The sequence below is a fragment of the Lawsonibacter sp. OA9 genome (assembly GCF_022440585.1).
The window spans coordinates 1,278,309-1,297,843 of record NZ_JAKNTI010000022.1 but is presented as its reverse complement, the minus strand read 5'-3'; the positions used below and the strand labels follow the sequence as shown (position 1 = coordinate 1,297,843).

General features: G+C 57.1%; 26 protein-coding genes. 3 read left to right on the top strand and 23 right to left on the bottom strand.

The genetic code is table 11. The annotated features are described in order from the left end of the window. Window positions 1-19: 19 nt before the first annotated feature. From MCG44_RS07410 to MCG44_RS07355, 12 genes are all read right to left on the bottom strand, one after another. The gene (locus tag MCG44_RS07410; RefSeq protein WP_186853264.1) at window positions 20-439 is read right to left on the bottom strand and encodes a hypothetical protein; all 420 of its coding nucleotides are present in this window, start codon (window positions 437-439) and stop codon (window positions 20-22) included. A 15-nt stretch (window positions 440-454) separates the two neighbouring features. Further along, on the bottom strand, window positions 455-997 hold the full coding sequence (locus MCG44_RS07405; protein ID WP_240287534.1) for a hypothetical protein: 543 nt from the start codon (window positions 995-997) through the stop codon (window positions 455-457). 158 nt (window positions 998-1,155) lie between these two features. Beyond that, entirely contained in the window at window positions 1,156-1,548 is a 393-nt protein-coding gene (locus MCG44_RS07400) for a hypothetical protein (RefSeq protein WP_147571955.1), read from the bottom strand. Window positions 1,549-1,564: 16 nt separating this feature from the next. Continuing rightward, window positions 1,565-2,398: a metallophosphoesterase gene (locus MCG44_RS07395; protein WP_240287532.1), complete on the bottom strand. Its 834-nt coding sequence runs from the start codon at window positions 2,396-2,398 to the stop codon at window positions 1,565-1,567. Between the two features lie 19 nt (window positions 2,399-2,417). Next, the gene (locus tag MCG44_RS07390; protein WP_240287530.1) at window positions 2,418-2,906 is read right to left on the bottom strand and encodes a hypothetical protein; all 489 of its coding nucleotides are present in this window, start codon (window positions 2,904-2,906) and stop codon (window positions 2,418-2,420) included. Between the two features lie 76 nt (window positions 2,907-2,982). Continuing rightward, entirely contained in the window at window positions 2,983-3,162 is a 180-nt protein-coding gene (locus MCG44_RS07385) for a hypothetical protein (RefSeq protein ID WP_240287528.1), read from the bottom strand. 37 nt (window positions 3,163-3,199) lie between these two features. Further along, on the bottom strand, window positions 3,200-3,355 hold the full coding sequence (locus MCG44_RS07380; RefSeq protein ID WP_240287526.1) for a hypothetical protein: 156 nt from the start codon (window positions 3,353-3,355) through the stop codon (window positions 3,200-3,202). Continuing rightward, window positions 3,352-3,573: a helix-turn-helix domain-containing protein gene (locus MCG44_RS07375; RefSeq protein ID WP_186853259.1), complete on the bottom strand. Its 222-nt coding sequence runs from the start codon at window positions 3,571-3,573 to the stop codon at window positions 3,352-3,354. Before MCG44_RS07375 ends, MCG44_RS07380 begins: the two co-directional genes overlap by 4 nt. Before the next feature lie 12 nt (window positions 3,574-3,585). Then, the gene (locus MCG44_RS07370; RefSeq protein ID WP_147571959.1) at window positions 3,586-4,176 is read right to left on the bottom strand and encodes a DUF2975 domain-containing protein; all 591 of its coding nucleotides are present in this window, start codon (window positions 4,174-4,176) and stop codon (window positions 3,586-3,588) included. A gap of 119 nt (window positions 4,177-4,295) precedes the next feature. After that, window positions 4,296-4,868 carry a M48 family metallopeptidase gene (locus MCG44_RS07365; protein WP_240287524.1) on the bottom strand — a complete coding sequence of 191 codons (573 nt, stop codon included), beginning with the start codon at window positions 4,866-4,868 and terminating at the stop codon, window positions 4,296-4,298. Between the two features lie 139 nt (window positions 4,869-5,007). Beyond that, on the bottom strand, window positions 5,008-5,610 hold the full coding sequence (locus MCG44_RS07360) for a hypothetical protein (protein WP_186853257.1): 603 nt from the start codon (window positions 5,608-5,610) through the stop codon (window positions 5,008-5,010). Next, window positions 5,591-6,178, bottom strand: a complete 588-nt coding sequence (locus MCG44_RS07355) for an RNA polymerase sigma factor (RefSeq protein WP_147571962.1) — start codon at window positions 6,176-6,178, stop codon at window positions 5,591-5,593. The genes MCG44_RS07360 and MCG44_RS07355 overlap by 20 nt, the downstream gene beginning before the upstream one ends. A gap of 106 nt (window positions 6,179-6,284) precedes the next feature. Between MCG44_RS07355 and MCG44_RS07350 the strand changes: the two genes are divergently transcribed. Together MCG44_RS07350 and MCG44_RS07345 are read left to right on the top strand one after the other, a co-directional pair. Next, window positions 6,285-7,475, top strand: a complete 1,191-nt coding sequence (locus tag MCG44_RS07350; protein WP_240287523.1) for a nucleoside recognition domain-containing protein — start codon at window positions 6,285-6,287, stop codon at window positions 7,473-7,475. Between the two features lie 32 nt (window positions 7,476-7,507). Beyond that, entirely contained in the window at window positions 7,508-7,720 is a 213-nt protein-coding gene (locus tag MCG44_RS07345; RefSeq protein WP_147571964.1) for a hypothetical protein, read from the top strand. Window positions 7,721-7,813: 93 nt separating this feature from the next. Here MCG44_RS07345 and gltA read toward each other — a convergent pair whose 3' ends face one another. The 11 genes from gltA to MCG44_RS07295 form a co-directional block, all read right to left on the bottom strand. After that, window positions 7,814-9,199 (bottom strand): NADPH-dependent glutamate synthase, encoded by a 1,386-nt coding sequence (gltA, locus tag MCG44_RS07340; protein ID WP_186853255.1) that lies wholly within the window; start codon window positions 9,197-9,199, stop codon window positions 7,814-7,816. Beyond that, the gene (locus MCG44_RS07335; RefSeq protein WP_147571965.1) at window positions 9,192-10,040 is read right to left on the bottom strand and encodes a sulfide/dihydroorotate dehydrogenase-like FAD/NAD-binding protein; all 849 of its coding nucleotides are present in this window, start codon (window positions 10,038-10,040) and stop codon (window positions 9,192-9,194) included. Before MCG44_RS07335 ends, gltA begins: the two co-directional genes overlap by 8 nt. An 82-nt stretch (window positions 10,041-10,122) precedes the next feature. Then, a complete protein-coding gene (locus MCG44_RS07330; protein ID WP_240287521.1) occupies window positions 10,123-12,186 on the bottom strand; it encodes a bifunctional metallophosphatase/5'-nucleotidase in 2,064 nt (687 codons plus the stop codon). Window positions 12,187-12,273: 87 nt separating this feature from the next. Further along, a complete protein-coding gene (locus tag MCG44_RS07325) occupies window positions 12,274-13,275 on the bottom strand; it encodes an asparaginase (RefSeq protein ID WP_240287519.1) in 1,002 nt (333 codons plus the stop codon). Window positions 13,276-13,281: 6 nt separating this feature from the next. Continuing rightward, on the bottom strand, window positions 13,282-14,034 hold the full coding sequence (locus tag MCG44_RS07320; protein ID WP_240287517.1) for a 4Fe-4S binding protein: 753 nt from the start codon (window positions 14,032-14,034) through the stop codon (window positions 13,282-13,284). 39 nt (window positions 14,035-14,073) lie between these two features. Continuing rightward, window positions 14,074-14,931, bottom strand: coding sequence for a glucose-1-phosphate thymidylyltransferase RfbA (gene rfbA, locus MCG44_RS07315; protein WP_147571969.1), 858 nt, complete (start codon window positions 14,929-14,931; stop codon window positions 14,074-14,076). A 163-nt stretch (window positions 14,932-15,094) separates the two neighbouring features. Beyond that, window positions 15,095-17,056, bottom strand: coding sequence for a pyruvate carboxylase subunit B (locus MCG44_RS07310; protein ID WP_240287515.1), 1,962 nt, complete (start codon window positions 17,054-17,056; stop codon window positions 15,095-15,097). A gap of 310 nt (window positions 17,057-17,366) precedes the next feature. Beyond that, window positions 17,367-17,498 carry a hypothetical protein gene (locus MCG44_RS14895; protein WP_262670409.1) on the bottom strand — a complete coding sequence of 44 codons (132 nt, stop codon included), beginning with the start codon at window positions 17,496-17,498 and terminating at the stop codon, window positions 17,367-17,369. Window positions 17,499-18,004: 506 nt separating this feature from the next. Further along, window positions 18,005-18,262 carry a spore coat protein gene (locus MCG44_RS07305; RefSeq protein WP_147571971.1) on the bottom strand — a complete coding sequence of 86 codons (258 nt, stop codon included), beginning with the start codon at window positions 18,260-18,262 and terminating at the stop codon, window positions 18,005-18,007. Between the two features lie 13 nt (window positions 18,263-18,275). Continuing rightward, window positions 18,276-18,461: a spore coat protein gene (locus tag MCG44_RS07300; protein ID WP_147571972.1), complete on the bottom strand. Its 186-nt coding sequence runs from the start codon at window positions 18,459-18,461 to the stop codon at window positions 18,276-18,278. A gap of 56 nt (window positions 18,462-18,517) precedes the next feature. Continuing rightward, complete coding sequence (locus MCG44_RS07295) at window positions 18,518-19,057, bottom strand: hypothetical protein (protein WP_147571973.1); 540 nt, start codon at window positions 19,055-19,057, stop codon at window positions 18,518-18,520. Window positions 19,058-19,215: 158 nt separating this feature from the next. Between MCG44_RS07295 and MCG44_RS07290 the strand changes: the two genes are divergently transcribed. Further along, the gene (locus MCG44_RS07290) at window positions 19,216-19,524 is read left to right on the top strand and encodes a rhodanese-like domain-containing protein (protein ID WP_240287513.1); all 309 of its coding nucleotides are present in this window, start codon (window positions 19,216-19,218) and stop codon (window positions 19,522-19,524) included. The last annotated feature ends 11 nt before the right edge of the window (window positions 19,525-19,535 follow it).

The following is a 19,535-nucleotide window of genomic DNA, read 5'->3' as shown; positions in this document are numbered from 1 at the left end:
CTTGTGGGAAACCTTTTCTTTATCTCAACGGCTTTGTGACGCTGGGCCATCCCCCCTCCTCCAGCTCCATGGACACCGTACCCCAGCAGAAATATTGAATGGTCCAGGAGGCTATGGACCCAGGTGGCCGTCTCTCCACCTGGACCCAGACGGGAACCAGCGGGAGTCTGTCAGAATATAGTCCCCGGCTGTACCTCATCACCGCCGCCTGAAGGTCGGGTGGCAGGGGCTCAACTCCCTTATGGTACCGCAGGAGGGGGTGACCGCACAGAAGGGCAAGCATTAAAATGACCGCACCACCGGCGGCGGCCCAGCGTTTCCTCCATTTCACTCTTCTGACCAAAGGAATCAGACTGGCGGCCAGGGCCAGGAGGGCAGCCAGCAGGGCAGCAGCTCCCGCTTGAACCGTCCACGCCGCCAGGGTAACTATCAATTCCATAGATCAACCCACCTTTTAGGCTGTTCCGTCATCCTCCAGCCGGGGCGGATCTCCGCCCACTGTGCTGTATATCTCTCGACTTCCCCGGAAAATCGGCCCGCGGTATTCGTAGTAGTCGTACATGGGGTCCAGAAAAGAGCGGTCAACCTCTACCAGCAAGCAGCCCTCATGGGCTAGTATTCTCTCCCCTCCGCCATAAGTGACAAAGATCCCCCACAGGCCCCAGAACAGGCCGACACTGGACAGGACCATAGCACACAGCACCAGGACCGCCTGAGGAACACGTTTCTTCCAACCCCTGACGGCCACATACCAAATACAGGCCAGAAAGCTCACTATTGCCGTCAGACAGAGAATCAGAGCAGGACGGTTTCTCCAGGCCAACCCCAACAGCTTATTTCCGCCCCACAGGAGAAGGAAGCTCCCCAGAGCAATTCCCAAGAGCGCCCAATAGCACCGGTCCTTGCGGCGGATACTGTTCACACCATAGACTGCCGCCGCCAGCAGAGCTATTGGAAAGGCTATATAGGCAGTGCCCATCATAAGCAGCTCGTCCATCTCTTCGCCTCTATCAGACTTTTACGGCAGAAAAGGCCAGACAAAGTGAATATAGAGGGGGATCCCCACAACGGTCACCAGACAGAAAGTCAACAACAGTCCAAGCAGCACACGGCTGATATTCTCTTTCATCTCTTCTCCATCCTTTCCCTATTCATTCACTTCATAGTATTCTCCGTGGTACAGGTCATGGTCCCCCAGTCCTTCAGGGTAAGGAAAAGCCGCTCCCCCTGAAACTCCAAATAGCTGCGGGCCAACTCCCGCTGCCAGCAGTCAAAGAGAACAACAACGCATTCCCCCGTCCCAGCCAGCTCCAGGCCGTAACTCTCTCCACACTCTAGCAGCCCGCTCCCATCCTCACTGGAAACCGACTTTGTCTGGCTGCTTTCTGTCACAGAGATCCCATCGATCACTGCGGAGCTTTCATTTACCACTACAAGGTCGGCCTTCTCTCCGCCGCAGCCGGACAGCCAGAAGCCGACCAGGGAGCAGCTGGAGAGAGTCCCCACAAGGGACAGAGTCAGGAGCGCGGTCATTATCTGTTTTCTCATTTCTTTTCTCCTCTGTTCAGTCCTCTGTCCTCAGGGTCAACACCACCACCTCCGGCCTGTTTAAGAACCTGAATGGAAAGGTGCTGTTGCCCAGTCCCCGGGACACCACCAAAGTGGTGTCCTCCACTTCATAGAGCCCTTTGGTCAGTTTGGGCAGGAATCCCTGCCCCGGCGCATAGAGGCCGCCCACAAAAGGCAGCCGTATCTGACCGCCGTGGGCGTGGCCGGAAAATACAAGGTCCGCTCCGGCCCTGGCGTAGTCGGAAATAAATTGGGGCTCGTGGGCCAGCAGGATGGATAATCCATCCGGAACATCCTCCATCAGCCAATCTACCGTTCCATCCCGCAGGCTTTCGTCTGACAGCCCAGCCAGCACCAGGCAGCTCTCCCCCACCGGAAGAACGGCGCATCGGTCCTCCAGCACCACGACTCCGGCCTCGGTCATCCCCTCCAGCAGCTCCGTCCGCTCTCTGTCTGCAATCGACCACTCGTGGTTACCGGTGATATAGTAGGTAGGCGCCAGCTCTGACGTCCCCTTTGCCAGCTCCAGAGCTGGGATCAGGTCCGTTCGGTTCCGATCCACCAGATCTCCTGTCATCAGGACCAGGTCCGGCTCCAGCTCCTCCACTAACTTCAGCAGCCGGCGCTGGCCATCCCCAAAGCGGTGGTTGTGCAGATCGGAGAGCTGGACGATGGTATATCCGTCCAACTCCCGCGGGACCTTCGTGGACGTAAACTCGTACCGGCTCACCGTCAGGCCGTTGTTCTGCCACCAGAAAAAGGCCGCCAAAAGCGCCAAAGCAGCCCCAATCGCAACCATCTGTTTCCAGCGCCCTTCCCTTGTCTTCAACGCTTTTTCCTCCAAAATCCTAGAAGTCTGTTTCCAGTACATACAGCCTTCCCTGTTCCGTATCCATCAGAGCAAAGGTGCAGTTTTGCAGCACCGGGTTAAACTCACACTTTTTTCCATATTGCTCCTGAAACCTGTCCCGGTAAAACCAGAAGCCCCGTGGCTCCTCCGGCAGAGGGGGTATCTGTTCGCCGTTTTGCCGCCATGCCGCCCGAAACTGCTCCCACAGCTCCGGCTCTATGGGGCTCTCCCTCCAGCGCTGGGAGATATCGTCAATCAGCCCCTCCGCCTTATCGGGATCTGAACACTCCACCACAACTGTGAGCACCCCGTCGCCGTGGAATCCTCCGTGGCTGTCTTCATAGGTAATTGCCGCTCCTGCAGGCAGGTCGATCCCCAGTTGTTTTTCCAGATGTCTCTCCATTCCGGAGCCGCCCAGCCCCAGCTCCCCCAGAAGAACGCCGCACAGCAGCACCGCCAGCGATAAAATGATTAAAAGCCGTTTCATATTGCCTCCAAATTTTCCTTCCATCCGGTCTTGAAGCCCTCCTTTCCCCATAGGTCCAGCCGTGCTTTTTCAGGCCTCAGTCCCCATAGGTCCTGCTCTCCGTTACGGCCCCGTCCTCCAGATAGACAAACAGGTAGCCCCATCCCAACCCGTAGCTCCCGATGGGATAGGCCAAAAGCTCTCGCACTTCTCGACCGTCGGGTGTCAACCTCTCCTCCCGCTGGTCCCCATCGGTGTCCGGTCCCAGCAGGGACACCACCTCTTTCCTGGGACATCCCCTTCAAGCCGCCGTACTAAGTCAGCAGGTCGTCTACAATGTGGTGGCGCTCACCGGGCTGGGCTGCCCATCGCTCTGGAGTAAATTGACTCCGCTGCCACCACCAACCCAGAAATATCAGGGCCAGCGCCAGAAATAGCGCCAGCTTTTTGTGCCTTTTGATCCAGCTCATGGCTCCCCCTCCCCGTCAGGGACAAACTCCAGAATGTCCCCCGGCTGGCAGTCCAGGGCAGCACAGATGGCCTCCAGCGTAGAAAAACGGATGGCCCTCGCCTTGTTGTTCTTTAAAATGGACAGGTTCGCCATCGTGATATCCACCCGCTGGGCCAGCTCCCCCAGGGACATCTTTCTTCTGGCCATCATCACATCTAAATTGACTACAATCTTCACAGACCCGCCCCCTCAAATTGTCAGGTCCTGGTCCTCCTTCAGCTCCGCCGCCTGGCGAAACAGGGCGGACATAACCAGGAACAGCAGCCCGCCCATCAGGAAGATGGGGATGAACAGGGTGTTATAGGTATAAATAGGAGCCGTGTTTTTCAACCATATCAGCTCCCCGATCAGCCGCACCGCCGCCATCCCGGTGATAATCCAGCAGCAGACCGCCGCCCGCCTCATACTGCGGGCGTTGGCCATCTGGAACGGCATTCCCTCCAGAACGGTATTGAGTATCCCTTTGGCTTGCTTGAGAATCACAAAGCAGCACACACCGCAAATCAGCAAAAAAAGGGTGTACAGGGCGCAGACCGTATCCTGCCAGACCTCTCCCCAGCCGGCCAGAGCCACAAAAATTATGGGAATCACTATGTCGTCCTCGCCATACGGCTGAATCCGAAGCAGATGGAGCACCCGCTCTTCCAGAAACAGATGCAGCTCGTCCGCTGAAGTCACCAGCCAAGGTACGAACAACAGCGCAATTACATTCAGCACCATCATGCCAACGACCAGCATTTTCAGAACGCCTGCCAGCTTCTGTACCCCTGTCTTTTCCATGGAAGATTCCCCCTTTGCTACCCTAGCCTAGCACGGTGAAAACCGATTGTCAATATATTTTTATTGTTTTTCGATAAATTTTAAAGTTTAAATGTCCGGCACAGTATCGTGCCGGACCCTCATCCCGCGGTTTCAAGTGCACCGCTGTATTTTTTCAGTTCCTGCCGCCGCCGTCGCCAGTCCGGCATGAGTGTATCCATCCGGGCATAAAAGCCGGGGCCGTGATCGTGGTGAAGAAAGTGGACCAGCTCATGAAGCGCCACATAGTCCCGCAGCCCTTCTGGGCACCGGGCCAGAGCCACATTCAGGGTGATATACCCCTGGCTCCAGTGGCAGTTGCCCCACTGGCTTCTCATCTTCCGCAGCTTCAACAGAGGGCGTGCCACTCCAAGTCCCTCTACCAGAGGATAAACCCGGCCAACAGCATCTTCCAGCAAACGGAGGCACTCTTCTCTATCAGGGCCAGGGAGCAAAGGAACAGTTCGATCCGCCAAACGAGCTCGCACATCCATAATCCAGCCGCCCTTTTGAGCAATCAGGTGGTCAGCCTGCTCCAGAGGACAGTGTGTGGGGATGGATAAAACTACCGTGCCATCTCGCCGAATGTGAAGATTCAAGTTTTTTACCCGCTTCTTCACCAGAAGGTATGTAATTGGACCCAAAGGCGTGTCCACCACCCGGTATCGCTCCATTGAGTTCCCTCCCTTTTCACTTGCACTGGCATAGAATCAGAATAGGCCCAGCACCTGTGGTGAAGGGCCTATTTTTATTCTATCAGGGCCTGGACGAAAAAGCAAGGCGGCCAGCTCATACGCTGTTCTGCCCGTTTCTTTACTCGGTAATACCCAGTTGAGCTCTGGCGTTGACCAGCCAAGCCGGTTCTTTCTCACCACTGCCAGTCATGCTGTCATACACCTCAGCAGCACTCATGCCATCGGCGGCCTCCCACCGTTCCATCCAGCCGCAACGCTCAGGCTCACCTCCCACTACGACGACAGTACGGTTTCCCTCGTCGTCCTCTGAGCTATAAATATATGGAGTGCTCTCGTTGATCCGGTCTGTAATGTCTATATGCTGGCCATCAGCTACAAACCACAGCCTGCCAGCCTCCCAAGACACCACAAGAGGGGTACCCGCCTCGTCATACCCTGTGGATAGCGAGATACTCGCATAGTTTTCTCCAATACTTAACTGGCCGCCGGACATCAGGGTATAGATCTGCTCTCCGTAGGCCCAGCCTACCAGCGCCAAACAGGCCGCAAGTGCCGCGGCAACCAACCCGGTCCGCCGCGCTGTATGGCGTTTTCCCTGTACAGCAGTTATCACTCTTTTCTTAATCAGATCCACATCCACTTCGTGTTCCTCCTCCGGTATAAACTCCGTATCCGTGTATTGCTCCATAAGCTCAGAAATCTCAATTTTCCATTGGTTCATAACCAACCTCCTGTAAAAATCTCTTCAACCTCTCTCTGCCCCGACGCAGCCTCGTCTTGGCGGTAGACAAGTTGAGTTCCATCTCTTCCGCCGCTCTTGCCACCGTCTGGCCATAGTAGTAGTGACGCACAAATAGTTCCCGGTCCTGCTGGTCCAAGCTGCCAAGAGCCAGGGATAGTGTTGACCGCAGCTCCCTGTACTCCGCTTCACTCTGGGGGAGGTCCGACTGCAGTAGTAGGATATCCTCCTCTAGGGGCAGGTCCTCTCGATGACCTCGCCGGCGGTTGAACGCCCGGTTTCGTGCTACTGTGGACAGCCACCCCTTCACCTGCCCTGGCCGGAGCTTTTTCCGGTTGTCCCAGGCGGCCAGAAACACGTCGCCCGCCAGTTCCTCCCATTCCTCTGGGCGGCCGGGTAGAATACGGGCCGCCACCCCACAGACATAGGGAGCATAGCAGTCTATCAGGGCCTCCAGCGCGGCTGGGTCTCCCCGGTTCAGTCTGAGCACGATCTCTTCCTCCAGAATATTTCCCCCCTCCTTTCTGTTGAAACGCGCTTCAACTATCATAACACCGCAGGGTCTGGTTTGGTTTCATCTCCACCCCTCGATTTGAAACATTTTTTTCAGGACAGGCATCCTTCTCCCCTTTCAGCCATATGCTTTGTTCCGGGAGGTGATAGTTTTGGGTCGGATTTTGGGCAAGCAAAGGTACAGGGACATTCTGCTCGGTCTGGGGCTGCTCCTTTCCGCCGCCGCCCTTGTGGTATGGCCACAGCAGTCCATGGGGGCCATGAAGGATGGACTGAAGCTGTGCGCCAATGTCATCGTCCCCTCCTTGTTTCCATTCTTCGTTTTGTCCTCCTTAGTAGTAGAACTTGGAATGTCCCGCTATCTTGGCAGGCTTCTGGAGCCGGTCATGGCCCCTCTGTTTCGGGTCAATGGCAGTTGCGCTACCGCCCTAGCCCTGGGGTTTGTGGGCGGCTACCCTGTGGGGGCCAGAACAGCCATCAGCCTGTATGAGAATGGCCAGTGCTCCAAAACGGAGGCGGAACGAATGCTGGCCTTCTGCAACAACTGCGGTCCGGCCTTTATTCTGGGAGTGGTGGGCACTGGGATCTTTGGCAGCGGCCGAGCGGGACTCATGCTCTATTTCGCGCATCTGGCCGCCTCCCTTCTCATTGGGTTACTCTTCCGGTTCTACCGGCCGGAGGAGGGCCCCCGCCGTTGGAGGCAGGCTGGGCCACAATTTCAGGCCACCAGTTTTCCCGCCGCCTTTACCCGTTCTGTCACCGGGGCACTTCAGTCCACCCTCAACATCTGCGCTTTCATCCTTTTCTTTACGGTTGCCATTCGTATCTTCACCTTTTCCGGTCTTATGTCTACCTCATCCGCTCTTCTGTCCACCCTTCTCTCCCCCTTTGGCCTGTCCCAACAGTGGGCCCAGAAGCTGCTCACTGGACTGCTGGAGATGTCCTCCGGTGTGTCCTCCCTCACGGAGGGGGCCCTGACCGGCCGGCTATCCATGGCCGCCTTCATGCTGGGCTGGGCAGGAGTGTCTGTCCACTGCCAGGTCATGGCCTTTCTGGGGGACAGCGGCCTGTCCCTGCGCACCTATGTGGCCGGGAAGTTGCTCCACGGCGCTCTGTCCGCCGCCCTCATAGGCGGGCTGCTCTGGTTCTTTCCCCAGGAAATATCCGTCGCCTCCTACCTGGTGGAACAGACCGAGGCCATTGCTACCCTGGACTTCCACCGTGCTCTCACCATTTCGGCCGCCTGGGCCTGGGGGATGTGGCTGGTCTTTTTTGCCCTGGCTCTGTATGTGCTAAAAAAAAGCAGTGGAAAAAGGGGAAGATCTGTATTATAATATGGGCAAGATGAAAAAAGGAGCGGCCCGCCATGAATTTGTTTCAAAAGAAAATCGAGCCCAGATGCGCCTACTGCGCCCACGGCCGCACGCTGAACGAGGACCAGGTGGCCTGTCCCAAGCGGGGAATTATGTCCCCCAGCTCACACTGCCGTTCATTTCAGTATGACCCCCTTCGTCGGGTTCCTCCCCGCCCCACCAAACTGGCCACCTCGGTACTCACGGATGAGGATTTTAAGTTGTAAGCGCCCTTTCTCTCCCGTCTGTTCCAAACAAGAAAAGGACCCGGCGCTGTCGAATGACAGCGCCGGGTCCTTTTTTCTGTCTGCCGGGCCCGATCAGCCCTTGCTCTTGATGTACTGGTCGATGGACTTGGCGGCACTCTTGCCCGCCCCCATCGCAAGGATGACCGTTGCGGCGCCAGTAGCGGCGTCACCGCCGGCAAAGATGCCGGTGCAGGAGGTACAGCCGTTCTCGTCCGCCGCCACACAGCCCTTTCTGGTTTTTTCCAGACCGGGAGTATCCCCATAGCTCATCTGGTTGGCCTGGGTGCCCAGGGCCATAATGACCGCGTCCACTTCCATCTTGAACTCGCTGCCCTCGATGACCACAGGGCGGCGGCGGCCGGAGGCGTCAGGCTCGCCCAGCTCCATCTTGACACAGGTGATGGACTGGACATGGCCCTTCTCATCTCCCTCAATGGACACAGGGTTGGTGAGCAGGTCAAATACGATGCCCTCCTCCTTAGCGTGGTGGACCTCTTCGGCACGGGCTGGGAGCTCCGCCTCAGAGCGACGGTATACGATATGGACATCGGCTCCCAGGCGCTTGGCGCACCGGGCGGCGTCCATGGCCACGTTGCCGCCGCCCACCACAGCCACCTTCTTGCTGTGGAGGATGGGTGTCTCGGCATCGGGCTTATATGCCTTCATCAGGTTGATACGGGTCAGGTACTCATTGGCGGAGTACACACCCACCAGGGACTCTCCAGGGATCTTCATAAACATAGGCAATCCGGCGCCGGAGCCGATAAAAACAGCCTCATAGCCCATGTCGAACAGTTCCGTAATGGTCAATACCTTGCCGATCACCATATTTAGCTCGATGTCTACCCCCATCTTCTGGAGGTTCTCCACCTCACGCTTCACGATGGCCTTGGGCAGACGGAACTCGGGGATGCCGTAGCTGAGAACACCTCCAGGGGTGTGGAAGGCCTCGAACACGGACACGTCATAGCCCATGCGGGCCAGCTCACCAGCACAGGTCAGGCCGGCAGGGCCGGAACCAATGACCGCCACCTTGTGTCCATTCTTGGGTGCGGTGGCCACATTGGCGATGCCATTGGCGGCAGCCCAGTCGGCCACAAACCGCTCGATGCGGCCGATAGACACGGGCTCACCCTTGATGCCACGGATACACTTGCCTTCGCACTGGGTCTCCTGGGGGCACACCCGGCCGGAGATGGCAGGCAGGGCATTGGCGTCGGACAGAAGCTGATAGGCGGCTGCCAGGTCTCCCTCGGCCACCTTAGCGATAAAGTCAGGAATGGGAATGCCCACCGGGCAGCCACTGACACAGGGCTTATTCTTACAGTTCAGGCACCGCTGTGCCTCGTTCTGAGCCTGCTCCATGGTGTAGCCCAGAGCCACCTCCTGGAAATTGGCGTTGCGGACATTGGGTTCCTGCTCCGGCATCGGAGTCTTGTTCATCTGCATATTAGCCATTCATGGCACCTCCTCCCAGGCGGCAGAGATGCTTCTCCTTCGCCTTGGCCTCATGTTCCTTATAAGTGGCGTTGCGGGCGATAACTTCATCAAAATCAACCTTATGGCCATCAAAGTCGGGGCCATCCACACAGGCGAATTTCACTTCGCCGCCCACAGTGAGCCGGCAGCCGCCGCACATCCCGGTACCATCGATCATGATGGGGTTCATGCTGACGGTAGTAGGGATGCCGTACTTTTCTGTCAGCTTGCAGGCAAATTTCATCATCATCAGGGGGCCAATGGCGAATACATGGTCAAATTTGACCCCGCTGTTGATGAGCTCCTCCAGCTTTCCGGTGACGAAACCGTGGTAGCCGTAGGTGCCGTCGTCGGTGCAGATGTGCAGGTCAGTACAGGCCTGGCTCATCTCCTCCTCTAGAATGACGATATCCTTAGTCTTAAAGCCGCCGATCAGGTCCACCTGGTTCCCGGCCTCATGGAGCGCTCGGGCCACAGGCAGTGCGATGGCACAGCCCAGTCCGCCGCCCAGAACGGCTACACGGCCCAGGTCCTCTACCTCAGTAGGCTGTCCCAGAGGGCCCACAAAGTCGTGGAGGCAGTCGCCCTCGTTCAGCTCGTCCAAAGCCAAAGTCGTGCCGCCGATCTTCTGGTAAATGACGGTGATGAGCCCATCCACCGCACTGGAGATGGTCAGAGGAATACGCTCCCCCTCCTCATCCACGCGCAGGATAATGAACTGACCAGCCTTTGCTTTTGCGGCTACCAGCGGCGCGTACACCGAGATCTGGCCGATCTCTGGTGTCAGCGTCTTTTTCTTTGCGATCTCATACTTCTTCACTGCGGATCCTCCTTGTTGAATTGTTTACCGGGATCCCCCCGGCGCCCAAACTCCTTATTTTACGCGGCCCCTGCCGCGGGGATCACATCATTCTTCTCCAACGGTGCCCACGCCCACCATAGCGTCGGTTTCTCTGGCGCCGCGCTGCCCAGCGGACCAAAACGACCACCAGGGCAGCGACCAGGATCAGCACCAGCAGCGTCACCAGTGTGATCCAGTTAGGACGTTTCAGCAGCTCGACCGGATTCCAGCTTTGGCTGACATCCTTCCGCCCATCCGGGCCTGAATAGCGTTCAGGCAATCCATCCTCTGCGAAGGACTGTAGATAGGCCGCCAGCGCGTACCACTCCTTTACCTCATTCCCATACTGGTCGTAAATGATGCGCTGGGTGAAGTCGGTGACAGGCTGGCCGTTCTCGTCCTTGGGCTCAATCGATAGCAACCCAAAAGATCGTTCCTGGATGGTACCCAGCATCTGGGCCGAGTACATCCCGGTGACTACCCGGTAGAGTTGGTCGTCGTCTATCTCTGTGTGTTCACGCTCCTGCCATGTCACGGAGAAGCCCATGTCTTCCGCCGAAGTCCCGCCTCCCAGGACCGGTGCTTTCTCAGTCCGGCTTTTATCCTGGTATATGCGCGCCTCAGTCACCCGGTTGAAGAACATCCGGTGGGTGTTGAAGGAATATTCCATTCCAGCCATATAGAGCTGGGCAACCGGCATGATGGGGGTGACGGAAGCATCCACCTCCGTGACCGCTTTCAGCTCTTTCCCGGTAAGATAACAGGACACCAGGGGATAACCTGAAGTCCCGTCCGCTCCCACACCCATGGACAGCACATCAAAAGCCATAGAGGTGGTGACCTCTCCGGCGTACAGTGGGGCACGGAGGACCCCGTCGGCTGTAACAGTCACTACAGGCCCATCCGGTGCGTCGGCCTCTAAATTCTCCACCGCCCACAGGAAGGAATCCGCTACCAACTCACCTAGGGCGTTTCCAGTTTGTATGCCGGGCTCTGGGGCCGTGAGGTCAAAGTCTAGAGTGGTAAGCACCTGGTCATAAGACAAACCATACCGGGACAGATAGCCGCCCTCCACCAGCCCCTTCCACTCCTCCACTAGAGCCGATATCTCCCCGTCCTCTGGCATCGTCTCGTCGATGGGGATCAGCCGGTAATCGGCCAGCTCCTTTCCTTCCGCTGACCAATTCAGAGTGATGGAGCCCAAATTCTCACAATAAGGACCGGAGGATACGATATAGGTGTCCCCAACCACCAGCGGCTCTTTCAAAGTGGTATGGGTATGGCCGGAGATGATAAGGTCAATACCCTCCACCTCTTCGGCCAGCCGCTCATCCTCAGACAGCTTCTTTTTTTCGTTGGTCCCACTGTGGGACAGGCAAATAATGAACTCCGCCCCCTGGCTCTTCAGGGCATCCACGCACCGCCGGGCATTTTCCTCCACATCGCCCAGAACAAAGCCAGAGGCGGGGGCACATGCGGCGGAATTTTCTCCCATCAATCCGAAAATGCCATAGGTCACGCCACCCCGCTCCAGCAGCATATAATCCTGAACTCCGTATGCCGCCATGGCGCGCTGGATATTGAGCTGATCCGGATTTTCAGGAGACGGCTTGTAATTTGACATGAGCAGCGCCGGCGAGGGTTCCCCACTGAGGACCACCGCGTTAAGCATCTGAGCAAAGCCCGTCCCCTCGTGGTCAAACTCGTGGTTGCCGGCGGTAGCGGCATCATAACCCAGGGCACCCATGGTCCGTAATTCCGCTCCCTGAGTGGTGTACATCGTCTGGATCAGGGACCCGATGGAGAAATCCCCTCCGTCCAGTACCAGAGCATTAGGATAGTTCTCCCGCTCCCGGTCCAGGGCAGTCTTCAGCCGGGCATAGCCCCCCGATTCCCCTCCCGTTCCATCCGCCTGGGGCAGAAAATGGGAGTGGAGATCGTGGGTAAACAGAACTGTGGTAGTATTGACCTGGGACGCATCCTCCGCCCCTGCCTGGACCGGCGCCAGCGGAAGGATGAGCAGCAGGATCAGCACCAAAGTCGAGAAACGGCGGAAAAAGCCCAAGCCGGCACCTCCAACTGATACAGATATTTTGCCATATCTAGCTGATTTTTGGATTCTCATATCTTGCTATTTTCTTGTCGAATAATCACATTTTTTGCAATTTTTAACGAAAAATGCGCAAGATTTCCGTCAAAATTTGATATTCATTTAACAAATCAGGTCATGGCACACCGGCCGGTAAAACAGGGCTCTGACCCCCTCCGGACTCTGGGTTTGGCCCAGCACCCACATGAGCTTGGCGGTGGCCCCCTCTAACGTCATGTTATATGCCTCCAGCAGTTGGAACTTCTCCTTGACCTGCTGGCCCACCTGATAGACCGCCATATCGCTGCCCTCATAGGGCACCTGGGTCATCATCACGATGGTCCTCCCAGCGTCGAGCCACTCTCCAATAGCCTGGGCCAGTTGGCCGCTCTCCCCGCCCGGCAGTCCGCCCACCCCAAAGGACTGGAGGATGACCGCCTGGTAGCTGTCCTTCAGCCGCCGCAGCCCCTCCGCTCCCATGCCAGGAATCAAGGTAAGCAGCAATACCCGCTCCTCCAGCTTGTCATAGAAGGTGGGCTTCGCCCCATCCATATACTGTTTTGGCGCCAGGTAGCGGATCAGCTTGCCATCTCGGATAACGCCAATCTCCGGATAATCCACGCTGGAAAAGGCGTTATAGCTCTTGGTCCGCTCCTTCCGGGCCCGAGTGCCTAGGATGACTTTTCCATCAAAGACCAGACTGACATCGTGGGAATCATCATCCGCCGCATAGAGGAAACTGTTATACAGGTTCATCCGGGCATCAGTGTCGTGCAGACAAATGGATTTTTGGGAGCCTGTGATAACGATAGGCTTGGGGGAAGCCTGGATCAGATAGGATAGCGCGGCGGCAGTGTAGGCCATGGTATCGGTGCCATGTGTGATCACAAAACCGTCATACCGGTCGTATCGCTCCCGGATGGCGCCGGCCATCTCCAGCCAATGGGCAGGACCAACATTCGTGCTGTCCAGGTTCATGAGTTGGACAGCCTCCACCCGGCACAGGCTGCCCAGACTGGGGACATAGCTCAATATCTCCTCTGAGGTAATGGCAGGACTCAACCCCCGCCCGCTCTCCTTGGACGCGATGGTGCCGCCGGTGGCCAGCATGAGGATATGCTTCATCGGCTCTCAGCCCTCCCCATCCAGAAATATCTCCACCGGACGCCGCTGAGAAAATTTCTCCGTCAGTCGGCTGGCCAGGGCCGAACTGTTATACCCAAGCGCCCCCACGGGACACCGGGCCGCGCAGGCCATACAACTGATACATTTGGACATATCCCACAGCAGTGTCTGCTGGTCCATGGCCCCTGTTGGGCAGACCTGGGCGCAAAAACCGCAGCCCAGACAGATATCCCAATCCCGGTCCTTCTTCACTGGAACGGCGGGCCTGGGTACGGGCTCTGGATCTCCTGGAACGTCAGCCTCTGCCCAGCTCAGTTGATCCAGCTTCTCCCTAACTCCCCTGGCAAACTCCGTCAAAACAGCCATATCTTCTTCATCAGGCCGGCCCGCTCCAAGGGTAGGGGCAAAGATGTGGGGCGTGACGACAGCCGCCCCGCCTACACATCGGAACCCCTGTGCCCCCATCCGTCGCTTCATCTGGGCCAGCGTATCGTCATAGTGTCGGTTCCCGTAGGCGGCTACTATGACACAGGGAGTGTTTTCTCCCCTAAGTCCATCCAGCAGTCCGGGGATAGCAGGCATCTGCCCGGCATACACCGGCAGGCCGAGCACCAGCAGCTCGTCCGGTCCATAGTGGGCGGCGTTCCGTTCCCGGCCGCCCAGGTCCAGCAGCTCCGTAGGGCCAAACAGGCCGCAAATCAGCTCCACAGCCCGCCGGGTCCCTCCGGACGGGCTGAAATACGCGCCTTTTACCTTCATGATATCCTCTATCCTCCCCAAAACCAGTCCGCTTTTTCCTTACAGGCACTGTAAATATTTCCCATACAGAGTCATGGAGAGCTCGCTGCCAATAGTATGGACCTGCTCCTCTGTGATCCAGCCCTCGTAAAGGCCCAGTTCCTCCAGACAGCCTACATAGCGCCCAGTGGTATCCTGGATATTGCGGATGGTCTGTCCCGCCTCCAAAAGGCTGTCGGCGGTACCGGCGTCCAGCCAGGTAAAGTTCTTTTCCAAAGGGATGACCTGAAGTTCCCCCCGGTGGAGATATTCCAGATTCACATCGGTGATCTCCAGCTCTCCCCTAGCGGACGGCTTCAGGTGGCGAGCGATCTCCATAACCTGGTGGTCGTAGAAATAGAGCCCCGGTACAATGTAGTTGCTCTTAGGATATCGAGGTTTTTCCTCAATGGAAATCGCCCTGCCGTCCTTGTCAAACTCCACTACACCAAACGGGCGGGGATCTTCTACCCAATAGCCGAAGACAGTGGCGCCCCGGTCGTTGGCAGCCGCCCGCTTCAAAGTAGCCGCTAATGTGGGGGCATAGAAGATGTTGTCCCCCAGCACTAGGCAGACGCGGTCGTTCCCCACAAAACTCTGACCAATCAGCAGCGCGTCGGCGATACCCCGGGCCACCGGCTGTTCCGCAAAGGAGATACGGGTTCCATACTGACTGCCATCTCCCAGCAGGGCCTCAAAGGTCTCAATCTCTCCGGGAGGCACAATAACCAGAATGTCAGAGATGCCTGCCTGCATCAAAATGGCGATTGGGTAATAGATCAGAGGCTTGTCATAGACCGGCAGCAGGGGCTTGCACACCGGCTTAGTCATGGGGTAAAGGCGGGTCCCCTTCCCCGCCGCTAGAACGATACCTTTCATTTCTGTGCCTCCTTGCCTGTCCGCAGGACAAAATGTCCATACAGCTTTTCTTATTTTACCACGACAACAGCGCCTTTTTCAAGCCAGAAATCCGTTAACTGCCGGCAAGCAAAAACTGGGTGAGAAGCCTTGCTTCTCACCCAGTTCTTATTCTTTTAACCGGTCAGCCAAGGACGACCAGCAGGTCATCCGTATTGACGGCGGTGCCTACCGCAGCAGAAACAGCCTTGACCGTACCATCCACAGGTGCGGAAACCTCAATTTCCATCTTCATGGCCTCCAGAACCACCAGGACATCGCCTGCCTTCACAGACTGGCCCACAGAGCACTCCACCTTAAAAATGTTGCCAGGCATGGGGCTCTTGACTGCCGTCTCACCGGCGGCCACGGCGGCGGCAGGAGCAGGCGCTGGGGCGGGAGCGGGAGCGGCGGCAGGAGCAGCCACAGGGGCGGCCACGGGAGCAGCAATCACAGGGGCAGCCGCCACAGGCGCGGCGGGAGCAGCCCCGTCAGCTCGCTCAACGGCCACCTGGAAGGGCTTGCCGTCGATGGTGATGGTAAAGGTTCCGGTGCAGTCGCCGCCCTGAGCGCCCATTACCAGGTGGGGGGGCTGATAGGAAGCAGCGAAGGGCTCGATGGGGCGGGCAGTATAGCCATGGCCCGCGGGAGCGGACACGCCGGTGTAGTACACATGACCCTGCCAGGCAGGCAGGGGGGGCAGTTCGGGGGCCTTGGCGGCAGCGGGAGCGGCCGCCTTCTTGGGCTCCTCCTTCTTGGGGAAGCCAGCCTCCCGGTCCTTGAAGAAGGCCATGGCCACCTGAGGGAAGGCGATGTAGGACAACACATCCTCATCACTCTTGGCGGTGGCGCCCAGCTCCGCCTTGGTCTTCTCAAAGACGGGCTCCAGGGTGTCAGCATAGCGCCCTTCCACCAACGGGGTATCGCCCAGGATCTTCTTCTGGATCTCAGGATCAATGGGGGCGGGCGTACGGCCGTACTCACCGCGGCAATATGCCTTGATCTCCTTGCCTACCACCTTATAGCGCTCGCCGGCCAGAACGTTCTGCACAGCCTGGGAGCCTACCATCTGGCTGGTAGGGGTAACCAGGGGAGGATAACCCAGATCCTTACGGACCTTGGGCGTCTCGGCCAAAGCCTCGTCCAGTTTGTCGATGGCGTTCATCATCTTCAGCTGAGAGATGAGGTTAGACAGCATACCGCCGGGGATCTGATAGTTCAGACACTGGGTATCGGTAGCCATCGAGATGGGGTCCAGAGTGCCGTCCTTCAGGAAGTCAGCCCGGACATTTTTGAAAAAGTCAGCCATCTTGATCAGCACCTTGTCGTCCAGATCCACCTGGAAGCCCATTTCCCGCAGAGCATAGGCCATGGTCTCGGTAGCAGGCTGGGAGGTACCGCCGGACATGGGGGAGATTGCGCAGTCCAACACATCGGCGCCCGCCTCAACACACTTCATATAGGTCATGAAGGCCAAGCCGGTGGTACAATGGGTATGGATGACAACAGGCATATCCGGTTCGGCGTCCTTGATGGCAGACACCAGATTATAAGCCTCCTGGGGTCCCATAATACCGGACATATCCTTGATACAGATGGAGGAAGCACCCATATTCTTCAAATCCTTCACCATGCCCACAAAAGTGTCCTGGGTGTGGACCGGGCTGGTGGTGTAAGAGATGGTACCGGAGGCATGGGCCCCCTGCTTGACGGCCTCGTCGATGGCGACCTCCAGATTACGCACGTCGTTCAGGGCGTCGAAAATACGGATGATGTCGATACCGTTTTTGACTGAGTACTCCACAAACTTACGAACTACGTCGTCCGGGTAATGCTTATAGCCCAGGATATTCTGACCACGCAGCAGCATCTGCAGCTTGGTGTTGGGCATCTTGGCACGGATCTTACGCAGCCGCTCCCAGGGGTCCTCCTGCAGGTAGCGCAGGCAGACGTCAAAGGTAGCGCCGCCCCAGACCTCAGCGGAGTAGAAGCCAGCCTTGTCCATAGTCTCCAGGATGGGCTCGAACTTGCTGTAAGGCAGCCGAGTGGCGATCAGGGACTGGTTGGCGTCACGCAGTACGGTCTCCGTAATATTTACTTTTCTCATGTTGATCGACCTCCGTATTGCTTTTTTTGCGCGGTACAAAATCAAAAAATCATCGCGCGGCACAATTTCAGCCGCCATCTAAAAAACGCTTACCGCTATTTTAGTATAATTTTTCCCATAAAGCAAGACCTCAATCAAGAATTATTCTGCGTTTTTCACTCCCTCTCCCTCTATCCGGGGGCGCTCTTTCCAGATGTATCGCTTCCTCTTACTTTTTAACAAAGAGCAGAAAAAGCCGCAGCATGGTCTTTTCAAACCTGCTGCGGCCTTCTGCCGCTTGTTCCCCGCGGCATGGGGATGCACTCCCCGGTCACCGATCACTGCACGAATCACCATCCTCATAGGAGTGATATCTGTCATACTCAAAGATCAAGTCATCCACGTCCACGTCGGCACGGACACGGGACCAGATATTGTTCACTTCACGCTTAGGCATCGTCATGCGGACACCTCCTTCCTTGTTTCTAAAATTAGGTATAAAAATACCACCGCCTGCGCCGCAAACGATGGAGCCAACATTCCAATATGTTGTGGATGCACGGACTGTCAGGTCCAATATCCGCGCACAGAATGTCGCCATCGCTTGCAGCTATAGGAGCCGCCCTGAGTTACATAATGATTTCGCTGATTCATTCCGCACGCCTCCTCTCTCATTCGTATCGCCGCCAGCATGAAAATGCCCGCAGACTGACAACCAACTTTGAATATTTCCAAAGCTTCGGCCGTTTCCGCGGGATGGCTAACGTATAGAATTGACTTTATACCGCACCAAAATAAAATCCAATTTCTTCGTTTTTGCCAGAACCAACAGGCTCTCCCCGCGGCAGCATCTTCCGCTGGTAATATTATTGTAAACCTAGGCAGCCCGTTTGTCAATCCTTTTTTGCAGGATTTTTCTGGTCAATCTGCAAGAGGGAGGGACCGTGCCTAGTCCCTCCCTCCGCTTCCTTATACGGTGGGCTGTTGGTTTGAATACTTGGTGTAAGCTTGGCTAATCTTATCCTGGGGTGCCTGTTCGGGACTGTACCAGCCCTTGCTCTGGGCTGTGGTGAACAGCTGGGTCTGGGTCTGGTGGCTCTGGTTAATCAGCTTGAGGAACTCATCCCGCAAGGGGACGCTCACGCACTCAGAGGCAAAAATACCGTAGTTCAGGGACATTTTCTTCTCACTATTCAGAAAATCTGTAATGCGTTCCTGGTCGTTCATGCTCTCGTCCTCCTTAGTGCAGATACTTCAGCAGGCAGGTGTAATTCTGCTGGTGCTGGCCAGCCAGGTTCTGGAAGCAGGTCTTCAGCTCCTGGTCGGTTGTTTCCTGGACGGCGGTCTGGTACTTGCTGTACAGCACCCGCTCGAAGTCCAGCTGGTCGGACAGGCCCGCCAGCTCTTTTGTGGTCAGATTGGGCATAGATGTTCCTCCTTTTTCTTGGGGAGATCCCCGTACTGGAAGTTAGTCTGCCCTGTTCATTCCCGATTATGCGGCCTCTTTGGTCTTCCCTCCCCATCAAATTCCCAGACCAGGTGAGGCCCGCCCTCCAGCCGCTCCAGGCGGGCCAGACAAAACAGGGCGTTCATCGGCACCGGCGCATTTGTACGGAAGGGCGCGGCCAGCCAGAATCCTTCCCGCCCCCTTCGGCATGGCATAGGGGAGCGAAGCTGCCCTCGGAGCACCGGGTCGGACACGAGCCGGTCCGGATGCTGTTCACAGTACCACCGCCCTCCCCTCTCCTCAGAAAAGGTAAAGGCCAGCGGCGCTTCGACCCGGAAGTCGGGCCAACAGCCTGCCCGCTCCAGTTCTCCAACGCTCAAGGTACGGCTCAATCGCAGGCGGTCTCCCTCAGGAACCAGGGTTCCCAGCAGCAGCTTTCCACCCCGGTCGCCGTGGAGCCATACCTTATATAGTCCCCTTCCATCAGATGGGCGCTCCGCCTCCAGCCGTACTCTAGGCCCCTCCTGACGCAGGAGCAGCGTCCCACCGCCGACCATTTCCATTCTCTGCTCCACTTGCGATGCCCCCTCTCCCTTTAGTCTATGCGGAAGGGGAAAGATTTTCTTCCCTTTCTCCTGTTTTCAGTGATTTTTGTCCATACGGTGACCTTGTCACAGAATTTTTTCCCACACCGGGATAAATTATATTCAATAAGTTCTAGGGAGGCGTTTCCATGGGACCCTTTGATTTTTTTCTGCCGGGCAGGCGGCTTGCCAAACAACTGACCCAGTTAGACCAGTTGTCTGACCCCCTTCTGGTGGACGTCCGCACTCGGGAGGAGTTTCGTTCCGGCCATCTGCCTGGGGCCATTAATCTGCCCTTAGACCAGTTAGGGGCCGTCCCCCTTCCAAAAGGCCGGCCTGTCTTTGTCTACTGCCACAGTGGGGCCAGAAGCGCCCAGGCCTGCTCCACGCTCCGGGCCATGGGCTGCCAGGCATCTAATCTCGGCGGGCTTGCGGGTTACCGCGGCCCCTTGGAATAAGAGAGGAGTTT